24 protein-coding genes are annotated in these 21873 nt (G+C 71.8%); 13 read left to right on the top strand and 11 right to left on the bottom strand.

The features are described 5' to 3' along the window. Positions 1 to 219: 219 nt before the first annotated feature. Together OG439_RS48505 and OG439_RS48510 are read right to left on the bottom strand one after the other, a co-directional pair. Entirely contained in the window at positions 220 to 2199 is a 1980-nt protein-coding gene (locus tag OG439_RS48505) for an SDR family oxidoreductase (RefSeq protein WP_326947053.1), read from the bottom strand. A gap of 67 nt (positions 2200 to 2266) precedes the next feature. After that, positions 2267 to 2470, bottom strand: coding sequence for a hypothetical protein (locus OG439_RS48510; protein WP_247062208.1), 204 nt, complete (start codon positions 2468 to 2470; stop codon positions 2267 to 2269). A 203-nt stretch (positions 2471 to 2673) separates the two neighbouring features. Between OG439_RS48510 and OG439_RS48515 the strand changes: the two genes are divergently transcribed. Together OG439_RS48515 and OG439_RS48520 are read left to right on the top strand one after the other, a co-directional pair. Beyond that, entirely contained in the window at positions 2674 to 3897 is a 1224-nt protein-coding gene (locus OG439_RS48515; RefSeq protein ID WP_326947054.1) for an NAD(P)/FAD-dependent oxidoreductase, read from the top strand. A gap of 17 nt (positions 3898 to 3914) precedes the next feature. Beyond that, positions 3915 to 4517, top strand: a complete 603-nt coding sequence (locus OG439_RS48520) for a hypothetical protein (RefSeq protein WP_326947055.1) — start codon at positions 3915 to 3917, stop codon at positions 4515 to 4517. On the opposite strand, the gene OG439_RS48525 is transcribed toward OG439_RS48520, so the two are convergent. Next, complete coding sequence (locus OG439_RS48525) at positions 4492 to 5721, bottom strand: multidrug effflux MFS transporter (protein ID WP_326947056.1); 1230 nt, start codon at positions 5719 to 5721, stop codon at positions 4492 to 4494. The genes OG439_RS48520 and OG439_RS48525 overlap by 26 nt on opposite strands. A gap of 202 nt (positions 5722 to 5923) precedes the next feature. Here OG439_RS48525 and OG439_RS48530 point away from each other — a divergent pair, with 202 nt between their 5' ends. From OG439_RS48530 to OG439_RS48555, 6 genes are read left to right on the top strand one after another with little or no spacing between them, the layout of a single operon-like run. After that, positions 5924 to 6775 (top strand): fumarylacetoacetate hydrolase family protein, encoded by an 852-nt coding sequence (locus OG439_RS48530; RefSeq protein WP_326947057.1) that lies wholly within the window; start codon positions 5924 to 5926, stop codon positions 6773 to 6775. A 2-nt stretch (positions 6776 to 6777) separates the two neighbouring features. After that, on the top strand, positions 6778 to 8082 hold the full coding sequence (locus OG439_RS48535) for an enolase C-terminal domain-like protein (protein WP_326947058.1): 1305 nt from the start codon (positions 6778 to 6780) through the stop codon (positions 8080 to 8082). Further along, complete coding sequence (locus OG439_RS48540) at positions 8075 to 8821, top strand: SDR family NAD(P)-dependent oxidoreductase (protein WP_326947059.1); 747 nt, start codon at positions 8075 to 8077, stop codon at positions 8819 to 8821. Before OG439_RS48535 ends, OG439_RS48540 begins: the two co-directional genes overlap by 8 nt. A gap of 42 nt (positions 8822 to 8863) precedes the next feature. Next, positions 8864 to 9898 carry a sugar ABC transporter substrate-binding protein gene (locus OG439_RS48545; protein ID WP_247064049.1) on the top strand — a complete coding sequence of 345 codons (1035 nt, stop codon included), beginning with the start codon at positions 8864 to 8866 and terminating at the stop codon, positions 9896 to 9898. Beyond that, positions 9895 to 11406 carry a sugar ABC transporter ATP-binding protein gene (locus OG439_RS48550; RefSeq protein WP_326947060.1) on the top strand — a complete coding sequence of 504 codons (1512 nt, stop codon included), beginning with the start codon at positions 9895 to 9897 and terminating at the stop codon, positions 11404 to 11406. The genes OG439_RS48545 and OG439_RS48550 overlap by 4 nt, the downstream gene beginning before the upstream one ends. Beyond that, complete coding sequence (locus OG439_RS48555) at positions 11403 to 12416, top strand: ABC transporter permease (protein WP_326947061.1); 1014 nt, start codon at positions 11403 to 11405, stop codon at positions 12414 to 12416. Before OG439_RS48550 ends, OG439_RS48555 begins: the two co-directional genes overlap by 4 nt. Before the next feature lie 120 nt (positions 12417 to 12536). Here the strand turns inward: OG439_RS48555 and OG439_RS48560 are convergent, their stop codons facing one another. Then, positions 12537 to 13268 (bottom strand): FadR/GntR family transcriptional regulator, encoded by a 732-nt coding sequence (locus OG439_RS48560; protein WP_326947062.1) that lies wholly within the window; start codon positions 13266 to 13268, stop codon positions 12537 to 12539. Between the two features lie 81 nt (positions 13269 to 13349). Here OG439_RS48560 and OG439_RS48565 point away from each other — a divergent pair, with 81 nt between their 5' ends. The 3 genes from OG439_RS48565 to OG439_RS48575 are packed head-to-tail and all read left to right on the top strand — an operon-like array spanning position 13350 to position 15485. Beyond that, positions 13350 to 13688 (top strand): L-rhamnose mutarotase, encoded by a 339-nt coding sequence (locus tag OG439_RS48565; RefSeq protein WP_326947063.1) that lies wholly within the window; start codon positions 13350 to 13352, stop codon positions 13686 to 13688. Positions 13689 to 13692: 4 nt separating this feature from the next. Then, positions 13693 to 14661, top strand: a complete 969-nt coding sequence (locus OG439_RS48570) for an aldo/keto reductase (RefSeq protein ID WP_326947064.1) — start codon at positions 13693 to 13695, stop codon at positions 14659 to 14661. Next, positions 14658 to 15485, top strand: coding sequence for an amidohydrolase family protein (locus tag OG439_RS48575; protein ID WP_326947065.1), 828 nt, complete (start codon positions 14658 to 14660; stop codon positions 15483 to 15485). Before OG439_RS48570 ends, OG439_RS48575 begins: the two co-directional genes overlap by 4 nt. Positions 15486 to 15559: 74 nt before the next feature. Here the strand turns inward: OG439_RS48575 and shbA are convergent, their stop codons facing one another. The 4 genes from shbA to OG439_RS48595 all read right to left on the bottom strand — a co-directional run bounded on the left by shbA (position 15560) and on the right by OG439_RS48595 (position 17763). Continuing rightward, a complete protein-coding gene (gene shbA / locus OG439_RS48580) occupies positions 15560 to 16213 on the bottom strand; it encodes an RNA polymerase sigma factor ShbA (RefSeq protein ID WP_247062228.1) in 654 nt (217 codons plus the stop codon). 253 nt (positions 16214 to 16466) lie between these two features. Further along, a complete protein-coding gene (locus OG439_RS48585) occupies positions 16467 to 16763 on the bottom strand; it encodes a DUF202 domain-containing protein (RefSeq protein WP_326947066.1) in 297 nt (98 codons plus the stop codon). A gap of 154 nt (positions 16764 to 16917) precedes the next feature. Next, complete coding sequence (locus OG439_RS48590) at positions 16918 to 17274, bottom strand: YidH family protein (RefSeq protein ID WP_247062232.1); 357 nt, start codon at positions 17272 to 17274, stop codon at positions 16918 to 16920. A 9-nt stretch (positions 17275 to 17283) separates the two neighbouring features. Next, the gene (locus tag OG439_RS48595; RefSeq protein WP_326947067.1) at positions 17284 to 17763 is read right to left on the bottom strand and encodes a GtrA family protein; all 480 of its coding nucleotides are present in this window, start codon (positions 17761 to 17763) and stop codon (positions 17284 to 17286) included. Between the two features lie 161 nt (positions 17764 to 17924). Between OG439_RS48595 and OG439_RS48600 the strand changes: the two genes are divergently transcribed. Together OG439_RS48600 and OG439_RS48605 are read left to right on the top strand one after the other, a co-directional pair. Further along, a complete protein-coding gene (locus OG439_RS48600) occupies positions 17925 to 18335 on the top strand; it encodes a hypothetical protein (protein ID WP_326947068.1) in 411 nt (136 codons plus the stop codon). Between the two features lie 81 nt (positions 18336 to 18416). Further along, positions 18417 to 18710 (top strand): iron-sulfur cluster biosynthesis family protein, encoded by a 294-nt coding sequence (locus OG439_RS48605; protein ID WP_247062237.1) that lies wholly within the window; start codon positions 18417 to 18419, stop codon positions 18708 to 18710. 68 nt (positions 18711 to 18778) lie between these two features. Here the strand turns inward: OG439_RS48605 and OG439_RS48610 are convergent, their stop codons facing one another. The 3 genes from OG439_RS48610 to OG439_RS48620 all read right to left on the bottom strand — a co-directional run bounded on the left by OG439_RS48610 (position 18779) and on the right by OG439_RS48620 (position 21805). Beyond that, positions 18779 to 19903 carry a glycerate kinase gene (locus OG439_RS48610; RefSeq protein ID WP_326947069.1) on the bottom strand — a complete coding sequence of 375 codons (1125 nt, stop codon included), beginning with the start codon at positions 19901 to 19903 and terminating at the stop codon, positions 18779 to 18781. After that, a complete protein-coding gene (locus OG439_RS48615) occupies positions 19900 to 20832 on the bottom strand; it encodes a 2-hydroxyacid dehydrogenase (protein ID WP_326947070.1) in 933 nt (310 codons plus the stop codon). Before OG439_RS48615 ends, OG439_RS48610 begins: the two co-directional genes overlap by 4 nt. Before the next feature lie 85 nt (positions 20833 to 20917). After that, positions 20918 to 21805 carry an SGNH/GDSL hydrolase family protein gene (locus OG439_RS48620; protein WP_326947071.1) on the bottom strand — a complete coding sequence of 296 codons (888 nt, stop codon included), beginning with the start codon at positions 21803 to 21805 and terminating at the stop codon, positions 20918 to 20920. Positions 21806 to 21873 lie beyond the last annotated feature (68 nt).

Raw genomic sequence — 21873 nt, forward strand, 5'->3', positions numbered from 1 at the left:
GGGCGGTTCTAACCGCCCTAAACACTCACAAGACGTCACCCGGTCGTGGTGCGGGCGGTGCCGATCGCGGCGGTCTGATCCGCGAAGGCGGTGCGTTCCCCAGTACTGCGTTCCGGCATTTCGAACTCCCCAGTTCACGCTCGTCCTGATGAACGAGACTCGCGCGAGGGTAGAAGTACCGTCGCCGCGGTGCCAGGGTTTTGCCGGAATTCGCACCGATCACGCACGACGGCGCCAGATCACGCGGGTGATCGCCGCCGCGACGGCCGCCGGCGCGGGCCGGCCCGGCAGCCCGCGGGCCTCCGGCGCCGACTCCCGCGTCGCCCGGTGGGCGAGGTGTGCGGCGAAGCGGGAGAGCCGCGGCGCGACGAACGTCGCGATCTCCGCGGCCCGTCCTTCGGGGAGGCTGAGGATCGCGGGACGTTCTTCGAGGGCCTTGACGACGAGCGCGGCCGCGCGTTCCGGGCTGCTCGACGGGATCCCGCGGTAGCCGGTCGGCGCGATCATCGGCGTCCGCACCAGCGGCATCCGGACCGAGGTGAAGGTGACGCCGTCCGAGAGCGTTTCGCGCCCGGCGGCCAGCCCGAACTCCTCCAGCGCCGCCTTCGAAGCCAAGTAGGCGGAGAAGCGCGGGGTGTCGGTCTGCAGGCCCATAGTGGTGACGTTGACGACGTGCCCGAAGCGCCGCTGCGCCATCGACGGCAGGAGCCCGAGGATGAGCCGCACCGGGCCGAAGTAGTTGATCGCCATCGTGCGCTCGTAGTCGTGGAACCGTTCCGTGGACAGCGAAACCGAGCGCCGGATCGACCGGCCGGCGTTGTTGACCAGCATGTCGACGGCGCCGTGGTCGCTCAGCACGTCCTTGACCAGCGCGTCGACCGCGTCGCCGTCGGTGAGGTCGCACGGGTACGCCGCCGCGACGCCGCCGGCGGCCGTGATCTCGCCACGGACGTCGTCGAGCTCGTCGGCGCGCCGGGCCACGAGGATCACCTTCGCGCCCTTGCGCGCGATGGCGAGCGCCGACGCGCGGCCGATGCCGGACGACGAGCCGGTGACCAATACCGTCCGCCCGGCCAGGCCGTGGGTGCGGCGGGCGCGGTCGGGGTCGAGGTGCTCCCGCCAGAAGCGGTAGAGCGGGGCGGCGTAGTCGCGCAGCTCGGGGAGCTGGACGCCGCTGCCGAACAGCGCCGTCGTCGTGCGCGCGGTGTCGAAGACGACCTCGGTGCTCAGGTGCGGCAGGACTTCGAGGGGGACGCCCAGCTCGTCGAGGACGGCGGCCCGCGTCGCGCGCCCGCCGGGCACGCGGTCGACCCCGGCGGCGGCCGCGTGCGCGAGCCGGGTGCCCGCCCGCCGCAGCACGTTCGACGGCCTCGCGGGCAGCACGGCCCGGATCGCCGGCCCGCCCGCGACGCGCGCGAAGGCGTTGTAGACGGAGTTCAGCGACTGCGGGCGCGCGGCGGCGAGGTGGTAGGTCGCCCCGGCCGGCGCGTCCCGGTGCATCAGGTGTTCCATCGCCTCGACGACGTAGTCGACCGGCACCAGGTTGGTCGCGCCGAGGTCGGGCGCGGCGAGCGGGAGACGCCGGGGCAGTGCCGCCAGCCGCGAGATCGCGGGCAGGAAGTAGTACGGGCCGTCGATCTTGTCCATCTCGCCGGTGCGCGAGTCGCCGACGACGGCCGAGGGCCGGTAGACGCGGTAGGGCAGCGGCTGCTCGCGGACGAGCTTCTCGGCCTGGAACTTCGTCGCGTGGTACGGCGAGCCGAAGTGCTGGCCGAGGTCGAAGTCGGCCTCGGTGAAGCGCCCGGCGTGGTCGCCGGCGACGGCGATCGAGGACACGTGGTGCACGAGCCCCGCCCCGGCCGTCGCGGCGAAGGCGAGCAGGTGGCGGGTGCCCTCGACGTTGGCGCGCCGGTTGGTCTCCTCGTCCGCGGTGAAGTCGTAGACCGCCGCGAGGTGGACGACGTGGTCCAGGTGCGGCAGCCCGGCGGCGTCGACGCCCAGCCGGGGCTCGGTCAGGTCGCCGACCACCGGGTGCAGCTTGCCGGCGTTCGCCCAGCCCTCCGCGAGCACCGACAGCCGCTCCCGCGAGGTCTCACGCACGAGCGCGTACACCGCGGACGTCTCCGGTCGCCGCAGCAGCCGGGCGACCAGGCGTTTCCCGAGGAAACCCGTCGCGCCCGTCACGAAGTAGGTGGTCATGGCCGGCCCCTCGCACTCGACGTCGTCGGGCCGACTCTAACCTACTGGAAAGTAGGAACGGTAGTTGTCAGGTTTCCACCTTGTCGTCCGCCGTAGCCACGATGGCGTCACGCAGGGCGGCCCGCAGCCGTCCGACGTCCAGCGGCCCGAGCACCGCCGCCTCGCCCGGTGGCGCGACGAGCACCACCTTGTCGTTGCTGACGAACACCGTCACGTCCCTGCGCCTGCCGGCCAGATCCCGGCAGGTGACCGACCACTCGCCCCGACTCATGGTCGTCGCCTCCGATTCCCTCGACGTTCTGCTTCGTGCGGGGGTGGGAGACCTGCGCCACGGGGCCATGACGCCGGTTCACCCGATTTGCCTACTCGCGAGTTTTCCCTTGCGGAACGAGGGGTTCCGGCGTACCGGGATGTGGTGCGGCGGGTTCCGGAGTAGGTTCGCGCCAGGATTTGCTGTCGCCGGTGGAGGTCAGGATGTCGGAGCCGCGGAAGATCGTCGTCGTCGGAGCGGGCCTGGGCGGTGCGTCCGCCGCGGCCGCGTTGCGCGAACGCGGTTACACCGGCGAAGTCCTGCTCATGGGGTCCGATCCGCACCGGCCGTACGAGCTGCCGCCGTTGTCGAAGGGCGTCCTGCTCGGCACGACCGACGAACCCGATTGGGTGCACGAAGAGAAGTACTACGCGGAGAAGGACATCCGGTTCACCCCGGGCGTCACCGCGACCCGCGTCGAGCTGGGCGCGCGGCTGGTCCTGGACGACGCGGGCGGCGAGCACCGCTACGACCGCCTCGTGCTGGCCACCGGCTCGCGCCCGAAGGTCCTCCCGGTCCCCGGCGGCGACCTGCCGGGCCTCTACACGCTGCGCAGCCTCGACGACGCGCTCAAGCTGCGGTCCGCGTTCGCCGAGGCGGAGCGCGTGGTCGTGATCGGCGCCGGCTGGATCGGCTCGGAAGCTGCCGCGGCCGCCCGGTCGCACGACGCGGACGTCACGGTGGTGGACCCGGTCGCGGTCCCGCTCTCGACGGTCATCGGCGAGACGATCGGCGGGGTGTTCCGGGACCTGCACACGGAAAACGGCGTCCACTGGCGCCTGGGCGAGCAGGTCGCGGAGATCACGGGCGGCCCGGACGGCGTCCGCGGCGTCAAGCTGGGCAACGGCGACGAGCTGCCGGCGGACGTGGTCCTGGTGGCGGTCGGCGCGGCCCCACGGGTCGAGCTGGCCCACGCGGCGGGCCTGGAGCTGTCCGACGACGGCGGCGTCGCGGTGGACGCGGGCCTGCGCACAGCGGCCCCGGACGTCTACGCGGTCGGCGACATCGCGGCCCACTTCCACCCGCGCTACGGCCGCCGCATCCGCGTGGAGCACTGGCAGAACGCGAAGGACCAGGGCACGCACGTGGCGCAGAACCTGTTGGGGGAGAACGAGCCCTACCTGGCGTCGCCGTACTTCTTCACCGACCAGTACGACCTGGGCTGCGAGTACCGCGGCCTGGCCGACCCGGCCGCGGACGAGCTGGTGGTGCGGGGCGACCTCGCGTCGAGGGAGTTCACGGCGTTCTGGCTCCGCGACGGCGAAGTGGCGGCGGCGATGAACGTGAACATGTGGGACGACGGCGACGCACTGAGCGCGCTGGTCGACGGCCGCACGAAGGTGACGGCGGAGCAGCTCGAGACGGGCGATCTCGCGGACCTCGGCTGAGGGTCAAGCCTGCCCAGATGAACAACACTCCCGCTTGGCTGACCATCGCTGTCGCCGGCATGACAGCGGTGGTCGCCCTCCTGACGGCGTCGATCACCACGTGGTTGACGACGAAAAGCGCGAACAAGAGATCCGCGACCGAGCTGGAGCAGCAACGAGCGCGGTTCGCCCAGGAGCTCGAGCACCAGCGCGAGCTGGAACGCCGGAAGCTCCTGTTCGGGTTGAGATCGGAGATCTACCTGAAGATCACCCAGGTGTTCGCGGACGCTGTGACCGCGCTTTCCGTCTCTCGTTCCGATCAGTCCGATGGCAACGCGGAGACCGTTCTCGAGCTGGCCGGGGCGCTGCGCAGGTTGCAGGACCTGGTCACCTCGTGCGCCATCGTCGCTTCCGAAGACGTCACGTCGGCGGCTCGCGGCTTCGGTGGCCGGCTCCGGGCGACCCGGGACTGGCTCGCCCGGCCGGACATGAAGCTGCGGGGACGGAACTTCGACGACGTGTGGGACCCTGCCGTGGACGCGTTCGAGCTGCTCACGAACGCCATGCGCGTCGACCTGGGTTCGATCGACGACGGCTCGAGGGAGAACAGCCGGCTTACGGCAGCGGATCCGGAGCCGTGACCACCGGCCGGGTCAGCGTCAAGAACGCCACCAGCGCCAGCAACGCGAACCCGGCGATGGTCGCCGCCATCGGGACGGCCGTTCCCGGGCCGCCCAAGCCCACCAGTGGTGTGGCCACTCCGCCGACCACGAACTGCAGCACGCCCAGCAGCGCCGACGCCGCGCCCGCCGAGCGGGCGTGTTCGGCCAGCGCCAGGGAACTCGCGTTCGGCATCACCAGGCCGATGCTCGACACCAGCAGGAACAACGACACCAGCAGCGCGGCCAGCGGCAGGTGCGCCAACGCCGACACCAGCACCAGGACGCCGCCGAGCGCGCCGAGGAGGAGACCGGCGAGCAGCAGCGTGCGCTCGGGAACCCGGCCCACCAGCCGGCCGTTGAGCTGACCCGCCAGCACGATGCCGACGCCGTTGGCGCCGAAGACCACGCTGTAGGACTGCGGGCTCAACCCGTACACGCCCTGCAGCGCGAACGACGATCCCGAGATGTAGGCGAACATCGACGCGAACAGCAGGCCGGACGCCAGCGCGTAACCCGCGAACGTCCGGTCCACCGCCAGCCGTCCGTACGTCTTCATCACCCGGCCCAGACGCGCGGGTGAGCGGCGGGACACCGGCAGCGGCTCGGGGAGCGCGAAAGCCACCACCGCGAGCAGCAGCGCGCCGAACACCGTCAGCACGACGAACACCCCGCGCCACGACGTCCAGTTCAGCAGCTGGCCGCCGATCAGCGGGGCGAGGATCGGGGCCAGGCCGCTGACCAGCATCAGCGTCGAGAAGAACTTCGTCATCGCGGTGCCGGAGTACAGGTCGCGCACGGCGGCGCGGGCGATCACGATGCCCGCGGCGGCGCCGAGGGACTGCACACCCCGGGCGGCGACGAGCAGCCACGCGTCCGGGCTGACCGCGCACAGCACCGAGCCCACGACGTACAGGACCAGCCCCACGAGGAGCGGCCCGCGACGGCCGAGCGCGTCCGACAGCGGCCCGAGCACCAGCTGGCCCACCGCGAGGCCGACGATGAACGCGCTGAGCGTCAGCTGCACCGTCGTGTCCGCGGCGTGCAGGTCGCCCGCCATCTGCGGCAGCGCCGGCAGGTACATGTCGATGGACAGGGGCCCGAACGCCGAGAGCCCGCCCAGGATCAGGACGAACTTCAGCTGCGCGCGCCGGGTGGGCGCGGCAGGTTCCGCCGTGTCGGTCATGCGCCTCCTCCAGTTACACCGAGGAGCAGCGACGCGGTCACCGGGCCTATTCCGCCTGTGACTGGTGACACCCCGTGCTCGACCGGGCTCCCACCGACACTGATCCGATCATTTTCCCGCCGATTGTGCGACGGCTCTGGATCGGAGGCCCCGTCTGCGATATACATCGGATGTCTGGTCGGGCTGGTGAAGGGAAACATCCGTGCAGCTGGTACGCCTCGGAGAGCCGGGAAGCGAGCGTCCGTACGTCCGCGCCGACGACGGTACGACCTACGGGCTGAGCGGGCTGACCGCCGACGTCGACGGCGGGTTCCTCGCCACCGGCGGCCTCGCCCGGGTGGCCGCCGCGCTCGCCGCCGGGGAGCTGCCGGCGGAGGACGTCACGGGCCTGCGCGTCGGCTCGCCGATCGCCCAGCCGGGCAAGGTCGTCTGCATCGGGATGAACTACCGCCGCCACGCCGAGGAGACCGGCGCGACGCCGCCCACCGAGCCCGTCGTGTTCATGAAGGCGCCGGACGTCGTGGTCGGCCCCGGCGACGACGTCCTCATCCCGCGCAAGTCGGTCAGCACCGACTGGGAGGTCGAGCTCGGCGTCGTCATCGGCACGACCGCCCGCTACCTCGACAGCGTCGAGGAGGCCCTGGACCACGTCGCGGGGTACGTCGTCTCGAACGACGTCTCCGAGCGCGCGTTCCAGTTCAGCGCCGGCCAGTGGGACAAGGGCAAGTCCTGCGAGAACTTCAACCCGCTCGGCCCGGCGCTGGTGCCCGCGGCGCAGGTGCCCGACCCGCAGGACCTCGGCCTGCGGCTGTGGGTCAACGGCGAGAAGAAGCAGGACTCGTCGACCAAGGACATGATCTTCTCCGTGGCCGAGATCATCCACCACCTGAGCCAGGTGATGGTGCTGCGCCCCGGCGACCTGATCAACACCGGCACGCCCGAAGGCGTCGCGCTCGGCCAGCCCGACCCGAAGCCGTACCTGCGCGACGGCGACGTGATCGAGCTGGAGATCGACGGCCTCGGCCGGCAGCGCCAGACCGCGAGGCAGGCCTGACCATGGCGAAGATCATCGGCATGGAGGTCCTCGACGTCCGGTTCCCGACGTCGCGGGAGCTCGACGGCTCGGACGCGATGAACCCGGACCCGGACTACTCCGCGGCCTACGTCGTGCTGCACACCGACGGCGGCCCGGACGGCTACGGCCTCGCGTTCACCATCGGCCGCGGCAACGACGTCCAGGCCGCCGCGATCCGCGCGCTCGCGCCGCACGTCGTCGGCCGGGACGTCCCGGCGGACGCGGCCGCACTCGGCGACCTCTCGCGCACGCTCGTCGGCGACTCGCAGTTCCGCTGGCTGGGTCCGGAAAAGGGCGTCGCGCACATGGCGGTCGGCGCGGTCGTCAACGCCGCGTGGGACCTCGCCGCGCGCCGCGCCGGCCTCCCGGTCTGGAAGTTCGCGGCCCGGATGACGCCCGAAGAGCTGGTCAGCCTGGTCGACTTCCGGTACCTGTCCGACGCGCTCACCGAGGCCGAAGCCCTCGACATCCTGCGTGCCGCCGAGCCGGGTCGGGCCGAGCGGGTCGCGCAGCTGGAAGCGCACGGCTACCGCGCCTACAGCACGTCACCCGGCTGGCTCGGGTACGCCGACGCGAAGCTGGTGCGGCTGTCCGAACAGGCCGTCGCGGACGGCTTCGACATGATCAAGCTCAAAGTCGGCGGCAACCTCGACGACGACGTCCGGCGGATGAAACTCGCCCGCGAGACCGTCGGCGACGACATCCGCATCGCCGTCGACGCCAACCAGCGCTGGGACGTCTCCGCCGCGATCACCTGGATGACCGCGCTCGCGCCGTACGACCCGTACTGGATCGAAGAACCGACGTCCCCGGACGACATCCTCGGTCACGCCGCCATCGCGAAAGCGCTTGCGCCGATCCGCGTCGCCACCGGTGAGCACGTCCAGAACCGGGTGATGTTCAAGCAGCTCCTGCAGGCCAACGCGATCTCCGTGCTGCAGCTCGACGCCGCCCGCGTCGGCGGGTTCAACGAGAACCTGGCGATCCTGCTGCTGGCCGCCAAGTTCGGCGTGCCGGTGTGCCCGCACGCCGGTGGTGTCGGGCTCTGCGAGCTCGTGCGGCACCTGTCGCTGTTCGACTTCGTCGCGGTGTCGGCGTCCGACACCGACCGCACCATCGAGTGGGTCGACCACCTGCACGAGCACTTCACCGACCCGGCCGTCGTGCAGCGCGGCCGGTACCTCGCCCCGACCGCCCCCGGGTTCTCCGCGCGCATGCACGACGCCACGCTGCGCCGGTTCCGCTTCCCGGACGGTCCCGAGTGGACGGAGACCGCAAGTGAGTGAATTCGAGGGCCTGGTGGCCGCCGTCACCGGAGGCGCCTCGGGGATCGGCCTGGCGACGGCCACCCTGCTGGCCGAGCGCGGCGCGCAGGTGGCGGTCCTGGATCTGAAACCGGGTGACGAGGGCTTCCGCTGTGACGTCTCCTCGGACGACGAAGTGCGCTCGGCCGTCGACGCCGTCGTGGAGCGCTTCGGACGGCTCGACATCCTCGTCAACAACGCCGGCATCGGCGCGCAGGGCGACGTCACCGCCAACGGCGACGACGAGTGGCACCGCGTGTTCGACGTCAACGTCGTCGGCATGGTCCGGCTCGCCCGGGCCGCCTTGCCGCACCTCAGGAACTCGCCGTCCGCGGCGATCGTCAACACCTGCTCCATCGCGGCCTGGGCCGGCCTGCCCAGCCGCGCGCTCTACTCGGCCAGCAAGGGCGCGGTGCTCTCGCTGACCCTGGCCATGGCGACCGACCACCTGCCCGACCGGATCCGCGTCAACTGCGTGTGCCCGGGCACGGCGGACACCCCCTGGGTGGGCCGGCTGCTCGACTCCGCCGACGACCCGGCGGCCGAACGCGCGGCCCTCGCCGCGCGCCAGCCGATGGGCCGGCTGGTCACCGCCGACGAGGTCGCGGGCGCGATCGTCTACCTCGCCAGCCCGCTGTCCGCTTCGACCACCGGCACCGCGCTCGCGGTCGACGGTGGCATGTACGGCCTGCGCCCGCGCGGGCCGGTGCAACCCCAATAAGACTTTTTCGCTGTCATCAAGGAGGATGCGGTGCACAACAGGGTGATCCAGGTGGCCGCCACGGCCGCCGTCTGCGGCCTGGTGCTGGCCGCCTGCGGGTCCACTAAGGACAATGCGGCCGCACCGAGTGCGGGCGGGGGCGACACCGGCGGCAAGGTCGGCGCGACCCTGCCGCTGCTGACCTCGCCGTTCTGGCAGGCCTACAACAACTACGTGCCGCAGATGGCGAAGACCGAGGGTGTCGACGTCCTCCCGACGGTCAATGCCGACAGCGACCCGGCGAAGCTGATCACCGACATCGGCACGTTCCTCAACCAGGGCGTCAAGGGCTTGGTCGTGACGCCGCTGGACTCCGCGGCGATCGTCGCCGGGCTCAAGCAGGCGGAGAACAAGGGCGTGCCGGTGGTCGCGGTCGACGTCGCCCCCGAGAGCGGCAAGGTCGCGATGGTGGTGCGGGCCGACAACAAGGCCTACGGCACCAAGGCGTGCGACGCGATCGGCGAGAAGGTCAAGTCCGGCAAGGTCGTGCAGATCCAGGGTGACCTCGCCTCGGTCAACGGCCGCGACCGCTCGGAGGCCTTCAAGGCCTGCATGGCGCAGAAGTACCCGGGCATCCAGGTGCTGGACATCCCGGCCGAGTGGAAGGCCGACAAGGCGTCCTCCGGCCTCGACAGCATGCTGACGGCGAACCCGGACATCAAGGGCGTCTACATGCAGGCCGGCGGCGTCTACCTCGCCCCGACCGAGCAGGCGCTCAAGCGCAAGAACCTGTTCTTCCCGGTCGGTGACCCGAAGCACATCGTGCTCGTGTCCAACGACGGCATCCCGCAGGAGCTGGCCGCGATCCGGGCCGGCGAGCTGGACGCCACCGTGTCCCAGCCCGCCGACGCGTACGCGAAGTACGGCCTGTACTGGCTGAAGAAGGCCATGGCCGGCGAGACGTTCAAGCCGGGCCCGACCGACCACGACAGCACCATCGTCGAGATCAGCCCCGGCATCCTCGAGGACCAGCTGCCCGCGCCCGTCATCACCAAGGCCAACGTGGACGACAAGGCCCTGTGGGGGAACAACCTGTGATCGCGCCGCCCGCCACCGCGGTGGTCAGCGCCCGCGGCGTCGGGAAGCGCTACGGCCCGACCGTGGCGCTGCACGACGTCAGCCTCGACGTGCACCCGGGCGAGTCGCACGCGCTCGTCGGGCGCAACGGGGCCGGCAAGTCGACGCTCGTCTCGATCCTCACCGGCCTGTCCGCCACGGACACCGGGCACGTCGAGTTCGGCGGCGAGCCGGCCCCGCCCCTGACCAAGCAGGACGACTGGAAGGCGCGCGTGGCGTGCGTCTACCAGCACGCGATGGTCGTCCCGCAGCTCACGGTGGCCGAGAACCTGTTCCTGAACCGGCAGGCGGGCGGCGGGTTCTCGATCGGCTGGAAGAAGCTGCGGCGGCAGGCCACCGAGCTGCTCGGGTCGTGGGACGTGCACGTCGACGTCGACACCCCGGCCGGCGAGCTGTCGGTCGAGGACCGGCAGTTCGTCGAGATCGCCCGCGCGCTGTCCTACGGCGCCCGGTTCATCGTGCTCGACGAACCGACCGCGCAGCTGGACAAGCAGGCCATCGAGCGGCTCTTCGAGCGGATGCGCCAGATGCAGGCGAACGGCGTGACGTTCCTGTTCATCTCGCACCACCTCCATGAGGTGTACGAGGTCTGCCAGGCGGTCACGGTGCTGCGCGACGCGAAGCACGTGCTGACCGCGCCGGTCGCCGAAGTCGGCCGGGCCGAGCTGGTCGACGCGATGACCGGTGAACCGGGCGGCCTGTCCGTCCGCGACGCCGCCACGCGGGACGCCCTGGAGGCGGACGCACCGGAGATCCTCGCGGTCGACGGCCTGTCCGGCGACGGCTTCTCGGACGTCTCCTTCCGGCTCCACCAGGGCGAAGTCGTCGGGCTCGCGGGCAGCAACGCCAGCGGGAAGCACCAGGTCGCCGAGACGGTCTACGGCCTGCGGCGCCCGTCGGCGGGCACGGTCCGCGTCGACGGCAAACCGTTGCGGCCGGGCGACATCCCGGCGGCGCTCAAGGCCGGGATCGGCTGCGTGCCGCGCGACCGGCACCACGAAGGCCTGGTGCTGGAGCACCCGATCATGGACAACGCCACACTGTCCATTTTGGACAAGATGGGCCGCGGCGGGCTCGCGTCGCCGAAGACGCGGTTCACGAAGGCGTCCCAGGCGCTGGCGGACTACGGCATCGTCGCCGCGAGCGCCGAGCAGCCGGTGTCGGACCTGTCCGGCGGCAACCAGCAGAAAGTCGTCCTCGCCCGGGCGCTGGCCAGTGACCCGCGGGTCGTCGTGCTGATCAACCCGACGGCCGGGGTGGACGTGAAGTCGAAGGAGGCGCTGCTCGCGGTCGTCGACCGGGTGCGCGCCGAGGGCAAGGGTGTGCTGATCGTCAGCGACGAGCTCGACGACCTGCGCCTGAGCGACCGGGTCCTGGTGCTGCGCGCCGGGGCCGTGGTCGCCGAGCACCAGGCCGGGTGGTCCGACGGCGACCTCGTGGCCGACATCGAAGGAGTCGAGCTGTCGTGACCGACGTGATGACCGATCCCCAAACGGAGCTGCCCGCGCCACCCCGGCGTCGCAAGGCCCTCTGGCTGCGGGAACTCGCGCTGCTGCCCGCGCTCGTCGTGGTGTTCGTCATCGGCGGCCTGGTCGACGACACGTTCGTCGGCTGGAGCAACATCGTCAGCATCCTGACCGCGTCGGCCGCGCTGTCGCTGGTCGTGCTGGGCGAGTCGCTGGTGCTGATCACCGGCAAGTTCGACCTGTCGCTGGAATCCACCATGGGCCTGGCGCCCGCGCTCGGCGCGATGGTGGTCATCCCGGCGGCGTCGGCCGGCTTCGGCGTCGAACTGCCCACCGCGATCGGCCTGCTGGTGATCCCGCTGTGCGGCGCGCTCGTCGGGTTCGTCAACGGCTTCCTGATCGTGAAGCTGAAGCTGAACGCCTTCATCGTCACGCTCGCCATGCTCACCGTGCTGCGCGGGGTGCAGGTCGGCTCGACCAAGGGCAAGACGCTGTTCAACCTGCCGGACTCGTTCACGAACCTGGCGACCACGACGTTCGCCGGGCTGCCGATGTCGGTGTGGCTGGCGGCGGTGCTGTTCGCGGTCGCCGGCTGGGTGCTGCGCTACCACCGCGTCGGCCGCGCGCTGTACGCGATCGGCGGCAACCGCGAGGCCGCGCGGGCGGCCGGTGTGCGCGTCGACCGGATCGCGTGGGCGGTGTTCGTCGTCGCCGGCATCCTCGCCGCGATCGGCGGGCTCGCGTACACGGGGTACGTCGGCGCGCTGGGCGCGAACCAGGGCTCCGGGCTGATCCTGCAGGTTTTCGCGGCCGCGGTGATCGGCGGCGTCTCCCTCGACGGCGGCAAGGGCACGCTGGTCGGCGCGCTGACCGGCGTCCTGCTGCTGTCGTCGGTGTCCAGCCTGCTCAACTACGCGCACGTCACGGCGGAGTGGCAGGGCGCCATCTACGGCGCCATCATCTTGGTCGCGCTGATCATCGCCCGGTATGCGGGTGGAAAGCCGCAGACCTGAGTCCAAAAGCGTGATCATCCGACGTTCCAGGGTCTGCCGCGGCTCTCGTGAGTGGTAATGAGGGTTCTAACCCTCATTACCACTCACGACCGGTGGGAGGAGGAGGTGCTGCGGGTGCGGCTAGGAAGCTTCCGCGGCGGGCAGGTCGGCGGCGGCGTCCGACGTCGGGTCGTCGGCCGTGCCCAGTGCGTTGCGCAGCCACTGCTCCACGCCCGCGACGTGCACGGTCGCCCACGAGCGCGCCAGTTCCGGCTCGCGGGCCGCGATGGCCTCGTAGATCGCCGAGTGCTGTTCCCGGGTCTTCGCGACCGCGCCCTCCTGGGTGAGGCCGCGCCAGATCCGGGCCCGCGCGGTCGGCCCGGAGAGGCTGTCGAGCAGCGAGCAGAGCACGGGGTTGCCGGAGCCGTCGGCGATCTTGCGGTGGAACTGGAGGTCGTTGGCGACGAGCGCCTCGACGGTCGGCGAGTCGGCCAGCTCCCCGAGCAGGGTGCCCAGCTCCGCGATGTCGTCGTCACTCATGTGCAGCGCGGCCAGCGCGGTCGCGGCCGGCTCGAGGATCCGCCGCACGGCGAGGAAGTCGAGCACGGTGTCGTCGCGGTGGAAGTCGACCACGAACGTCATCGCGTCGAGCAGCAGGTTCGGCTCGAGGCTGGTGACGTACGTGCCGTCGCCCTGGCGCACGTCGAGCACCCGGATCAGGCACAACGCCTTCACGGCCTCCCGCAGGGAGCTGCGCGAAAGCCCGAGCCGCTGGGCCAGCTCGGCCTCCTTCGGCAGCCGGTCGCCGGGCGCCAGCTCGCCGGAGATGATCATGTCCTTGATCTTGTCGATCGCGACATCGGTGACGGGCATCGTGTCCGCCCTTCCCTGCAACAGACCTCGGATGTTTGGGTGTTACTCCCCAGCGTGCCATGTCCCGGCGAAGGAGTGGTCATGACCCACGATCCCGCACCACAAAGAGTGGCCCTGCACACGAAGCTGAAACCCGGCAAGGAAGCCGAGTACGAGTCCGTCCACGCCGTGATCCCGCCCGAGCTGGACGTCGCGCTGCGCGCGGCCGGCGTCCGCACCTGGCGGATCTGGCGTAACGGCCTCGACCTTTTCCACGTCCTCGAAGTCGACGACTACGCGGCGATGCGCGCGGCGTTGCGGGAGCACCCAGCGAACGTCCCGTGGCAGGCCAGGATGGCCGAGCTGCTGGCCGTGGAGGACGACTACTCCGGCGACGACACCGGCATCGGGCTGGTCTGGGAACTGCCGGTGAAGGAGTGACCGCGTGAACCTCTCCCTGTCCCCGCTCGGGCTCGGCTGCGCGCAGCTGGGCAACCTGTACCACGCGATCACCGACGAGACGGCGGCCGAGACCGTGCGGCGCGCGTGGGACGAGGGCGTCCGCTACTTCGACACCGCGCCCCACTACGGCCTCGGGCTGTCCGAAGCCCGCCTCGGCGCGGCCCTTCGCGAGTTCCCGCGCGAGGAGTACGTGCTGTCCACGAAGGTCGGCCGCGTGCTGGAGCCGAACCCGGGCGGGGCGGGGGAGAAGGACGACGAGGGCTTCGCCGTCCCGGCCGCCTACAAGCGCCGCTGGGACTTCAGCCGCGACGGCGTCCTGCGCTCCTTCGAGGACAGTCTGACCCGGCTGGGCCTCGACCGCGTCGACGTCGTCTACGTCCACGACCCGGACGACCACTTCGAGGAGGCCCTGCGCGGTGCCTTCCCGGCGTTGCGCGAGCTGCGGGACCAGGGCGTGATCGGCGCGTTCGGCGCCGGGATGAACCAGGCGCCGATGCTCGGCGAGTTCGTCCGCCGCACCGACCTGGACGTCGTGCTGGTGGCCGGGCGCTACACGCTGCTCGACCAGGCCGCGCTGGACGAGCTGCTGCCGTTGTGCGCCGAGCGCGGCGTCACGGTGGTGGCCGGCGGGGTCTTCAACGCCGGCATCCTGGCCACCGCGGAACCCGGCCGGGTCTACGACTACGCCGAGGCGCCGCCCGAGCTCGTCGAGCGGGCGCAGCTGATCGCGAAGATCTGCGCGCGGCACGGCGTCGAGCTGCCGGAGGCCGCATTGGCCCTGCCGATCGCCCATCCCGCGGTGGCGTCGGTCGTCGTCGGCGCGCATGATCCGGAACAGGTGAGCGTGAACGCGCGGCGCGCCCGGGCCGTCGTGCCGCCGGAGCTGTGGGCCGAACTGGTCGACGCGGGACTGCTGCGCGCCGACGCCGTCATTGCCGAAGGAGTCTCATGATCGACGCGCACCACCACCTCTGGGACCCGTCGCGGCGGGCGTACCCGTGGCTGGCGGGGGGCGCGATGGACCCGATCCGCCGGCCCTACACGGCCGACGACCTGCGCGCGGTGACCAAGGCGGCCGGGGTGCACGCGACCGTGCTGGTCCAGACGGTGTCGTCGGAAGAGGAGACCGAGGAGTTCCTCGCGACGGCCGTGGCGGAACCGGTGGTCGCGGGCGTCGTCGGCTGGGTCGACCTGCGCGCCCCGGACGTCACGGACCGGCTGGCCGCGCTGCGGTCGCGGGGGCCGCTGGTGGGGATCCGGCACCAGGTCGAGGACGAGCCGGACGACGACTGGCTGCTGCGCCCGGAGATCGTGGCGGGGCTGAGCGCGGTCGGGGACGCCGGTCTGGTCTACGACCTGCTGGTGCGGCCCGCGCAGCTCGCGGCGGCGAGCGAGGTGGCGCTGCGGCTGCCGGGGCTGCGGCTGGTCCTGGACCACGCGGCGAAGCCGCCGATCGCGGCGGGGGAGTGGGAGCCGTGGGCCGGCGCGATCGCCGCGCTCGCCGAGCGCGAGAACGTCGTGTGCAAGCTGTCCGGCCTGGTCACGGCGGCGGACTGGTCGGGCTGGGAGGTGGCGCACCTGCGCCGCTACGTCGACCACGTGCTGGACGCGTTCGGTCCGGAACGGCTGCTGTTCGGCTCGGACTGGCCGGTCTGCGAACTGGCGGCGTCCTACGAAGTCGTCCTGGACGCGGCGGTCTCGCTGACCGGCTCCCTGTCGGACGCGGAACGCCTGGGCGTCTTCGAGCACAACGCGCGCGAGGTCTACGGCCTCTGAACACATGGATGCGGGCGCGGGACCTCCCCCAGGGGGTACAGGAGGTCCCACGCCCGCGGCGTGAAGGTCTGGTCCTAGAACTCGTCGTCGCTGATCATGCCGCGCAGCCGGGCGAGCGCGCGGTGCTGCGTCACGCGCACGTTGCCCGCCGAGATGCCGAGCGCTTCGGCGGTCTCCTGCGCCGAGAGGCCGACGGCGATGCGCAGCGCGAGGATCTCCTGCTGCACCCGGGGCAGCGTGGCGAGCAGCCGGCCGAGCCGGGCGCCGAGGTCGAGCGACAGCGCGCGGTTCTCCGGCTCGTTGCCGATCAGCGGCCGCTCCGGGAGCTCGGGAACGGGCTCGGAGCGGTCGCGGGCCACGGCGCGGTAGGCGTCGGCGACCTTGTTCGCCGCGATGGCGTGCACGAGGTAGAGGAAGGAACCGCCGCGGTCCTGGTAGTCCGGCAGCGCCTTCAGCACCGCGAGGCACACTTCCTGGGCGACGTCGTCCGCCGAGAGGTACGAGAGGTCACGGCCGCCCATCCGGGCGCGGCAGTACCGCACGACCACCGGCTCGATCATCTTGAGCAGGGTGTGGATGGCGGCGGGATTGCCCTCGCCCGCGTCTTTGACGAGCGGGTCGAGGTCCTCCTTGGTCAGTCGCCCACCAGGTCGGGGCAATGATTCCGGAGTGCGATAATCGCGAACCTCCGTGGCGGATTCCCCGGTGGTCCTGGACGGTGCAGTCATGGTCGTCTCCCCGGCCGACCCTCGACCGTCGCTGCCGGGGGTTCAACTCTCCGTAACGGTGTGATCGCAGGTACTCCCGGAGATCCGGTCCCACCTGCGCTCCGTGCGACGCTGGGTAATCGTAAGCACCTCCTGGCCCATCAGTCCAGATTTCAACCACCAATACCCCGTTCGCAGGAGCGACCGTGATGCAACCGCGACCAGACGCCTCACATTGCGATTAATCGCTTTCAGGATGTGCCGACTTCACTCGTCAGTGGAGCGCGATCACGGACGTGGCAGTCAAGGTCACGGCGAGCGACGTCACGGCGGGCAGTAGCCGGGGCATGGCCACCGGTTCGGCGGCACGCAACGCCCGTTCGCGGGCCGCGCCGACCCCCGCGAGCAGGGCGGACGTCGCCGCGGAGAGCAGAACGGGCAGGAGGGCGAGGCCCCAGTGGCGCAGTGCGGCCGAGTGGAGCAGCAGAAGGGTGCAGGCGGCGGAGGCCAGGGCGGTTCGCCGCCAGGCCAGCCCGGTCCGCTCGGCCTGCGCACCGGCGGGGGCGGTCACGGTGCCACCGGTGCGGTGAGACCGGAGTAGTCGCGAACGGCCGATAATCCGACTGCCAATAAGCCGGCGGCCGGGACGGGTCCGAGGGCGCCGGGCCGGCCCGGGACGCCGGTTTCGGGGCACCACGGACGGTGACCGAACGGTGTGGCGGCCGTCACGACAGCGCCAGCAGGACGGCCGCCGTGAGGATGAGAAGGAACAGGCCCGCCGTCAGCACCACGATCATCAGGCTGCGCGGCAGCGGCTCACCGGCCCGCATCGCGATCTGCACACGCCGCCAGCGCGGGTACGCCGCCGCGGCGAGCACGGCCGCCAAGGCCACGCACAGCCCGGCGAGCACGGCGCTGGCCCCGGCCGGGGCGGGCACGAGCTGGTGCACGGCGACCCCGCCGGCGAGCAGGCCGAGCGCGGTGCGCAGCCAGGCGAGGAACGTGCGCTCGTTGGCCAGCGTGAAGCGGTAGTCCGGTTCGGTGCCGCCCTCGTGGGGCTTGATGTCTTCTCGCGGGGCCACGTCGGCACGCTAGCCGGTGTGCGCGGCCTCGGCCTCTTCGCTGCGGTGCGCGAAGACCCACCAGCGCAGCACCGCGAACCGCACGAACCCGCCGACCAGGCTGGACAGCAGCAGCGTGCCCGTCTCCTCCCACGACGTCGGCCGGTCGACGACCGCGTCGAGGATCGCCAGCACCGCCGAGCCGTACCCGGCGTAGAAGGCGAAGGTGAGGAGGTCCTGCAGATGCCGCTTCCCGGCGTTGCTCTGCCGCCCGGCGAAGGTGACGCGGCGGTGGAACTCGGTGTTCCCGACCGTCGTCAGCGCGATCGCGACCAGGTTCGCCACCTGGGAGCCGAGCCGGTCGCGCAGCAGGAGGAACAGGGCCGCCTGGATGCCGGTCGTCACGACGCCGGCCACGACGTACCACGCCGCGTGCATGCCGAGTTCGTGGTGGCGGTCCGGGTCGGTGGCGATGAGCCGGTGTTCCGGTGCGCACCTGGTGGTGGCCATGATCCGAAGCTACTCCGCCTTCACAAACTTGTGAATATGTTAAACCCGTTGAAGAAATGTGATCCCGGTGACACCGCGGGCGTTTCGGGCCCCGGCACCTCGGGTAGGTCCCCGGCGATGACTATTTCCGATGACTACTTCCTCTACGCCGGGAGAAACCAGTGAGTGACCGCGACTCGGCCGAATCGGACAGCCTGAGCCCCAGTGAGGCCCTGGACGAGGACGAGCTGCGCGTCGACCCGCTCGAAGAGGGGCTCGAACCGCCCGAGCACTGGAGCGCCGCCGACCGGTACGGCACCACGCCCGAAGAGGTCCGCGAGGGCGAGCCGATCGACCTGCGGCTCGCGGAAGAGGAGCCGGACACCGAGCCGGACCCGATCCCGGACCGCCCGCTCGCGGCCACCCCGGCGGCTGAGCTCGACGAAACCGTCGAGGACGCGCCGGCGGACTACGAGCAGGTCGTCCCCGACGACGAGGTGCCCCACCGCCACGCGAACCCGGATCCGGGCGAGCGGGCGGACTACGCGGGCGGCTCCGTGGCGGACGCCATCCGCGAGGCGAGACAGGGCTGATCCGCTCACGCTGCGCGTCCGTTCGGGCGCATTTAGCGTGGGACCCCAGTGCACCGGACCGCGACGAAGGGAAGGCCGAAGATGCTGACCGTGACCGAAGCCGCCGCCGAGGCGATCACCGCACTGACCAGCCAGGGCGACGGGGACGCCGGGCTCCGCCTGGCGGTCCAGAACGCCGAGGGCGAAAGCGCCCAGCTGGCGTTGTCCGTGGCGCCGGAACCCGCGGAGGGTGACAGCGTGCTCGGCGCCGACGAGGGACCGAAGGTGTTCCTCGAACCCCAGGCAGCGGCGCTCCTGGACGACAAGGTGCTCGACGTCCAAGAGGACGACGCCGGCGGAGTGGCCTTCGCCGTGCTGCCGCAGCACACGAGCTGACCGCGGTCGTGAGTGGTAATGCGGGTTCTAACCCGTATTACCACTCACGACCAGCCGCGGCAGCCCGGCTAACGAGCCCGCCAGGCGCTGACCAGGATCGCGGCCCGGACGCGCAGCAGCTCGGCCGCGTTCGCCCGTGCGTGGTCCAGTGATTCCGCGTGGTCGATCAACGCGCTGCTCGCGATGACGCCCAGGCTCGCCAGCCCGGCCTCGTCGAGCTGGATCCGTCCCGCCAGCGCCATCAGCGGCACCCCGCGCGGCCGGGCGCGCGCCGCGATTCCCGCCGGGGCCTTGCCGTTGAGACTCTGCTCGTCGAGTGATCCCTCGCCTGTGATGACGAGGTCCGCGCCGTCGAGGGCGGCGTCCACCCCGGTCAGCCCGGCGATCAGGTCGAACCCGGACTCCACCGTCGCGCCGAGGCCCGCGATCGCGCCCGCCGCGACGCCGCCACCCGCTCCTGCGCCCGGCACCCGTGACACGTCCGGGGCGCCGCCCACCTGCAGCGCGTGCGCCCAGCGGCCGAGCGCCGCGTCGAGCGCCGCCACCTCTTCGGGGCCCGCGCCCTTCTGCGGCCCGAACACCGCCGCCGCGCCGTCCGGGCCGAGCAGCGGGTTCGTCACGTCCGTCGCGACCGCGACACGCACGCCGTCGAGCCGCTCCCGCACCGGCGTCAGCTCGGTCGACGCGACCCGCGACAGCGTGCCGCCGCCGAGGCCGACCGGGGCGCCGAACGCGTCGAGCACGCCGGCGCCGAGCGCGCTCAGCATGCCGGCGCCGCCGTCGGTGCTGGCCGTGCCGCCGACCGTCAGGACCAGCCGCGTCGCGCCGTGCATGAGCGCGTCGCCGAGCAGTTCGCCGACGCCCCAGGTGTGCGCGGCCAGTGCCGTTTCCGGGCTGGGTTCGACGAACTCGATGCCGCACGCGCGCGCCGACTCGACGTAGGCGGTGCCGTCGAGCACGGCGTAGCGCGCCTTGACCGGTTCGTCGAGCGGGCCGCGGACGGTCAGCCGGACGATCCGGGCGCCCGCGGCTTCCAGCACGTCGAGGGTGCCTTCGCCGCCGTCGGCGACCGGGCAGGTGACGATCTCGGCGTCCGGCAGCGCGTCCCGCACGCCGAGCGCGATGGCTTCCGCGGCCTCGACCGCGGTGAGACTGCCCTTGAACTTGTCCGGCGCGATCACGACGCGGGTCACGGCTTCACCTCCGTCAGCGGGGCACGCCCGCTGAGCACTTCGACGACGTTGCGGGCGGCCAGCACGGCCATCGCGGTGCGGGTCTCGACGGTGGCCGACCCGAGGTGCGGGCTGAGCACGACGTCGTCGCGGCCGAGCAGCCGCGGCTCGACGTCGGGTTCGTGCTCGAAGACGTCCAGCGCGGCGCCGGCGATCTCGCCGGCCTCGAGCGCGTCGGCGAGGGCCGCCTCGTCGACGACCGGGCCGCGGGTCGTGTTCACCAGGTAAGCGCCGGGTTTCATGGCGCGCAACGCGGCGGCGTCGATCAGGTGCCGCGTCTCCGGCGTCAGCGGGCAGTGCAGTGAGACGACGTCCGAGCGCTCCAGGAGTTCCTCGAAGGAAACGGAACCCTGCGTCGAGCGTCCGGTGTAGACGATCGACATGCCGAACGCTTCGGCCCGCTTCGCCATCGCCCGGCCGATCTGGCCGAACCCGACGATCCCGAGCGTCTTGCCCTGCAGGCCCGAGCCGAGCAGGAAACCGAGGTGGAACGACCACGGCGTGCGCGAGCGCAGCAGCCGTTCGCCCTCGCCGAGGCGTCGCGTGACGGCGAGCAGCAGGCCGAAGGCGAGGTCGGCGGTGGCGTCGGTGAGCACACCGGGGGTGTTGGTGACGACGACGCCGCGTCCGGCCAGCGCCGGGACGTCGACGTTGTCGTAGCCGACCGCGACGTTCGCGACGACCTTGAGATCCGGCCCGGCGGCGTCGGCGAGCGCGCCGTCGAGCCGGTCGTGGAGCATGCCGACCACCGCCGCCGCGCCGGCCGCGAACTCGTGCAGCTCGGCGGGCGAAAGCGGCCGGTCCACCGGGGACACCACGACCTCGCCCGCTTCCGCGAGCACCGCCACCGCGTCGTCGGGAATCCACCGGGTCACCACGATCTTGGGCACCCGGACAGCTTAGGCGGTGTCCTGCAAGTCAAGCTCGCGGTCTTCGCGCCCAGGCGGCCCATCGAGCAGACTTGCAGGACACCGCCTAGCCGCGCTGGACCGCCCCGAGAACGATCTCCGACTGCGCCGCCGCGCCCGCGCCGTTGGGGTGGAAGGGGAAGGCGAGCAGCAGCGGGTTGCTCACCGAGACCGGGATCAGGCCCTCGGCGTAGCGCACGGTGGGCGCCTGGCACGCGTCGTGCCCGACGGTCGGGGTGTAGGTGTCGACGAGCTCGGCGCCGTTGGCCCCGGCGACCCGCGCGAGCATGGCGTTCATCTGGAGGAACTTCGCCTGCAGGTAGGCGACGTCGCCGTCGGCGATCGGGATCACCGGCCAGCACCCCTTCCCGCTCGCGGGCAGCCCGGCGAGGTAGTTCACCAGCAGGACCCGCGCCTGCGGCGAGCGCGCGTGGATCGCCTGCAGCGCGTTGGCGATCTTGGGCTCGGTCGCCGCGACGGCGTTCTCCAGCTGGTCGACGCCGCCCGCGGTGAACTTCGCCTTGCACGTGCTCACCGGCAGGAGGTTGAGGCACTTGGTCACGGCGGAGGCGAGCCCGATGTCGTTGCCGCCGATGCCGACGGTCACCAGGTCGGTGGTCGGCGTGAGCCGGTCGAACTGCGGCGGGTTCGTCCCGCCGAGCGGCAGCTTCTGCGGCTGCGTGAAGTCGGGCGTCGCGGCGCCGCCGCAGCTCGCGTCGCGGAAGGTTTCGACGCCGAGCGCGCCGGCCACCTCGTGCGGGTAGTCCGAAGTGGACTGAGCGCAGTCGAGCGGGGTGAACTGCGTCGTGGGCGGGAGAGTGACGAAGACGTCGGCGGTCCACGAATCACCCAGCGCCACGTACTCGTGGTAGCTGGTGCTCGCCGACGCCGGGGCGGCGAAGGCGAGCGCGGCGATCGCGGGCACGGCGAGAAGGGTGAACAGGCGCCTGCGCATGCTGCCTCCGTTGGCGAGCGGCGAAGTGAAGACCTTTCACATTCGACGCGCAGCCGGTGAAAGTCAAT

It is taken from the genome of Amycolatopsis sp. NBC_01307, from assembly GCF_035975215.1.
Taxonomy (GTDB): domain Bacteria; phylum Actinomycetota; class Actinomycetes; order Mycobacteriales; family Pseudonocardiaceae; genus Amycolatopsis.

Bases quoted from the DNA above. Each gene is read 5' to 3' on its own strand.
- OG439_RS48505 (WP_326947053.1), bottom strand. From the start codon at position 2,199: ATGACCACCTACTTCGTGACGGGCGCGACGGGTTTCCTCGGGAAACGC.
- OG439_RS48510 (WP_247062208.1), bottom strand. From the start codon at position 2,470: ATGAGTCGGGGCGAGTGGTCGGTCACCTGCCGGGATCTGGCCGGCAGG.
- OG439_RS48515 (WP_326947054.1), top strand. From the start codon at position 2,674: ATGTCGGAGCCGCGGAAGATCGTCGTCGTCGGAGCGGGCCTGGGCGGT.
- OG439_RS48520 (WP_326947055.1), top strand. From the start codon at position 3,915: ATGAACAACACTCCCGCTTGGCTGACCATCGCTGTCGCCGGCATGACA.
- OG439_RS48525 (WP_326947056.1), bottom strand. From the start codon at position 5,721: ATGACCGACACGGCGGAACCTGCCGCGCCCACCCGGCGCGCGCAGCTG.
- OG439_RS48535 (WP_326947058.1), top strand. From the start codon at position 6,778: ATGGCGAAGATCATCGGCATGGAGGTCCTCGACGTCCGGTTCCCGACG.
- OG439_RS48560 (WP_326947062.1), bottom strand. From the start codon at position 13,268: ATGCCCGTCACCGATGTCGCGATCGACAAGATCAAGGACATGATCATC.
- OG439_RS48565 (WP_326947063.1), top strand. From the start codon at position 13,350: ATGACCCACGATCCCGCACCACAAAGAGTGGCCCTGCACACGAAGCTG.
- OG439_RS48575 (WP_326947065.1), top strand. From the start codon at position 14,658: ATGATCGACGCGCACCACCACCTCTGGGACCCGTCGCGGCGGGCGTAC.
- shbA (WP_247062228.1), bottom strand. From the start codon at position 16,213: ATGACTGCACCGTCCAGGACCACCGGGGAATCCGCCACGGAGGTTCGC.
- OG439_RS48595 (WP_326947067.1), bottom strand. From the start codon at position 17,763: ATGGCCACCACCAGGTGCGCACCGGAACACCGGCTCATCGCCACCGAC.
- OG439_RS48605 (WP_247062237.1), top strand. From the start codon at position 18,417: ATGCTGACCGTGACCGAAGCCGCCGCCGAGGCGATCACCGCACTGACC.
- OG439_RS48620 (WP_326947071.1), bottom strand. From the start codon at position 21,805: ATGCGCAGGCGCCTGTTCACCCTTCTCGCCGTGCCCGCGATCGCCGCG.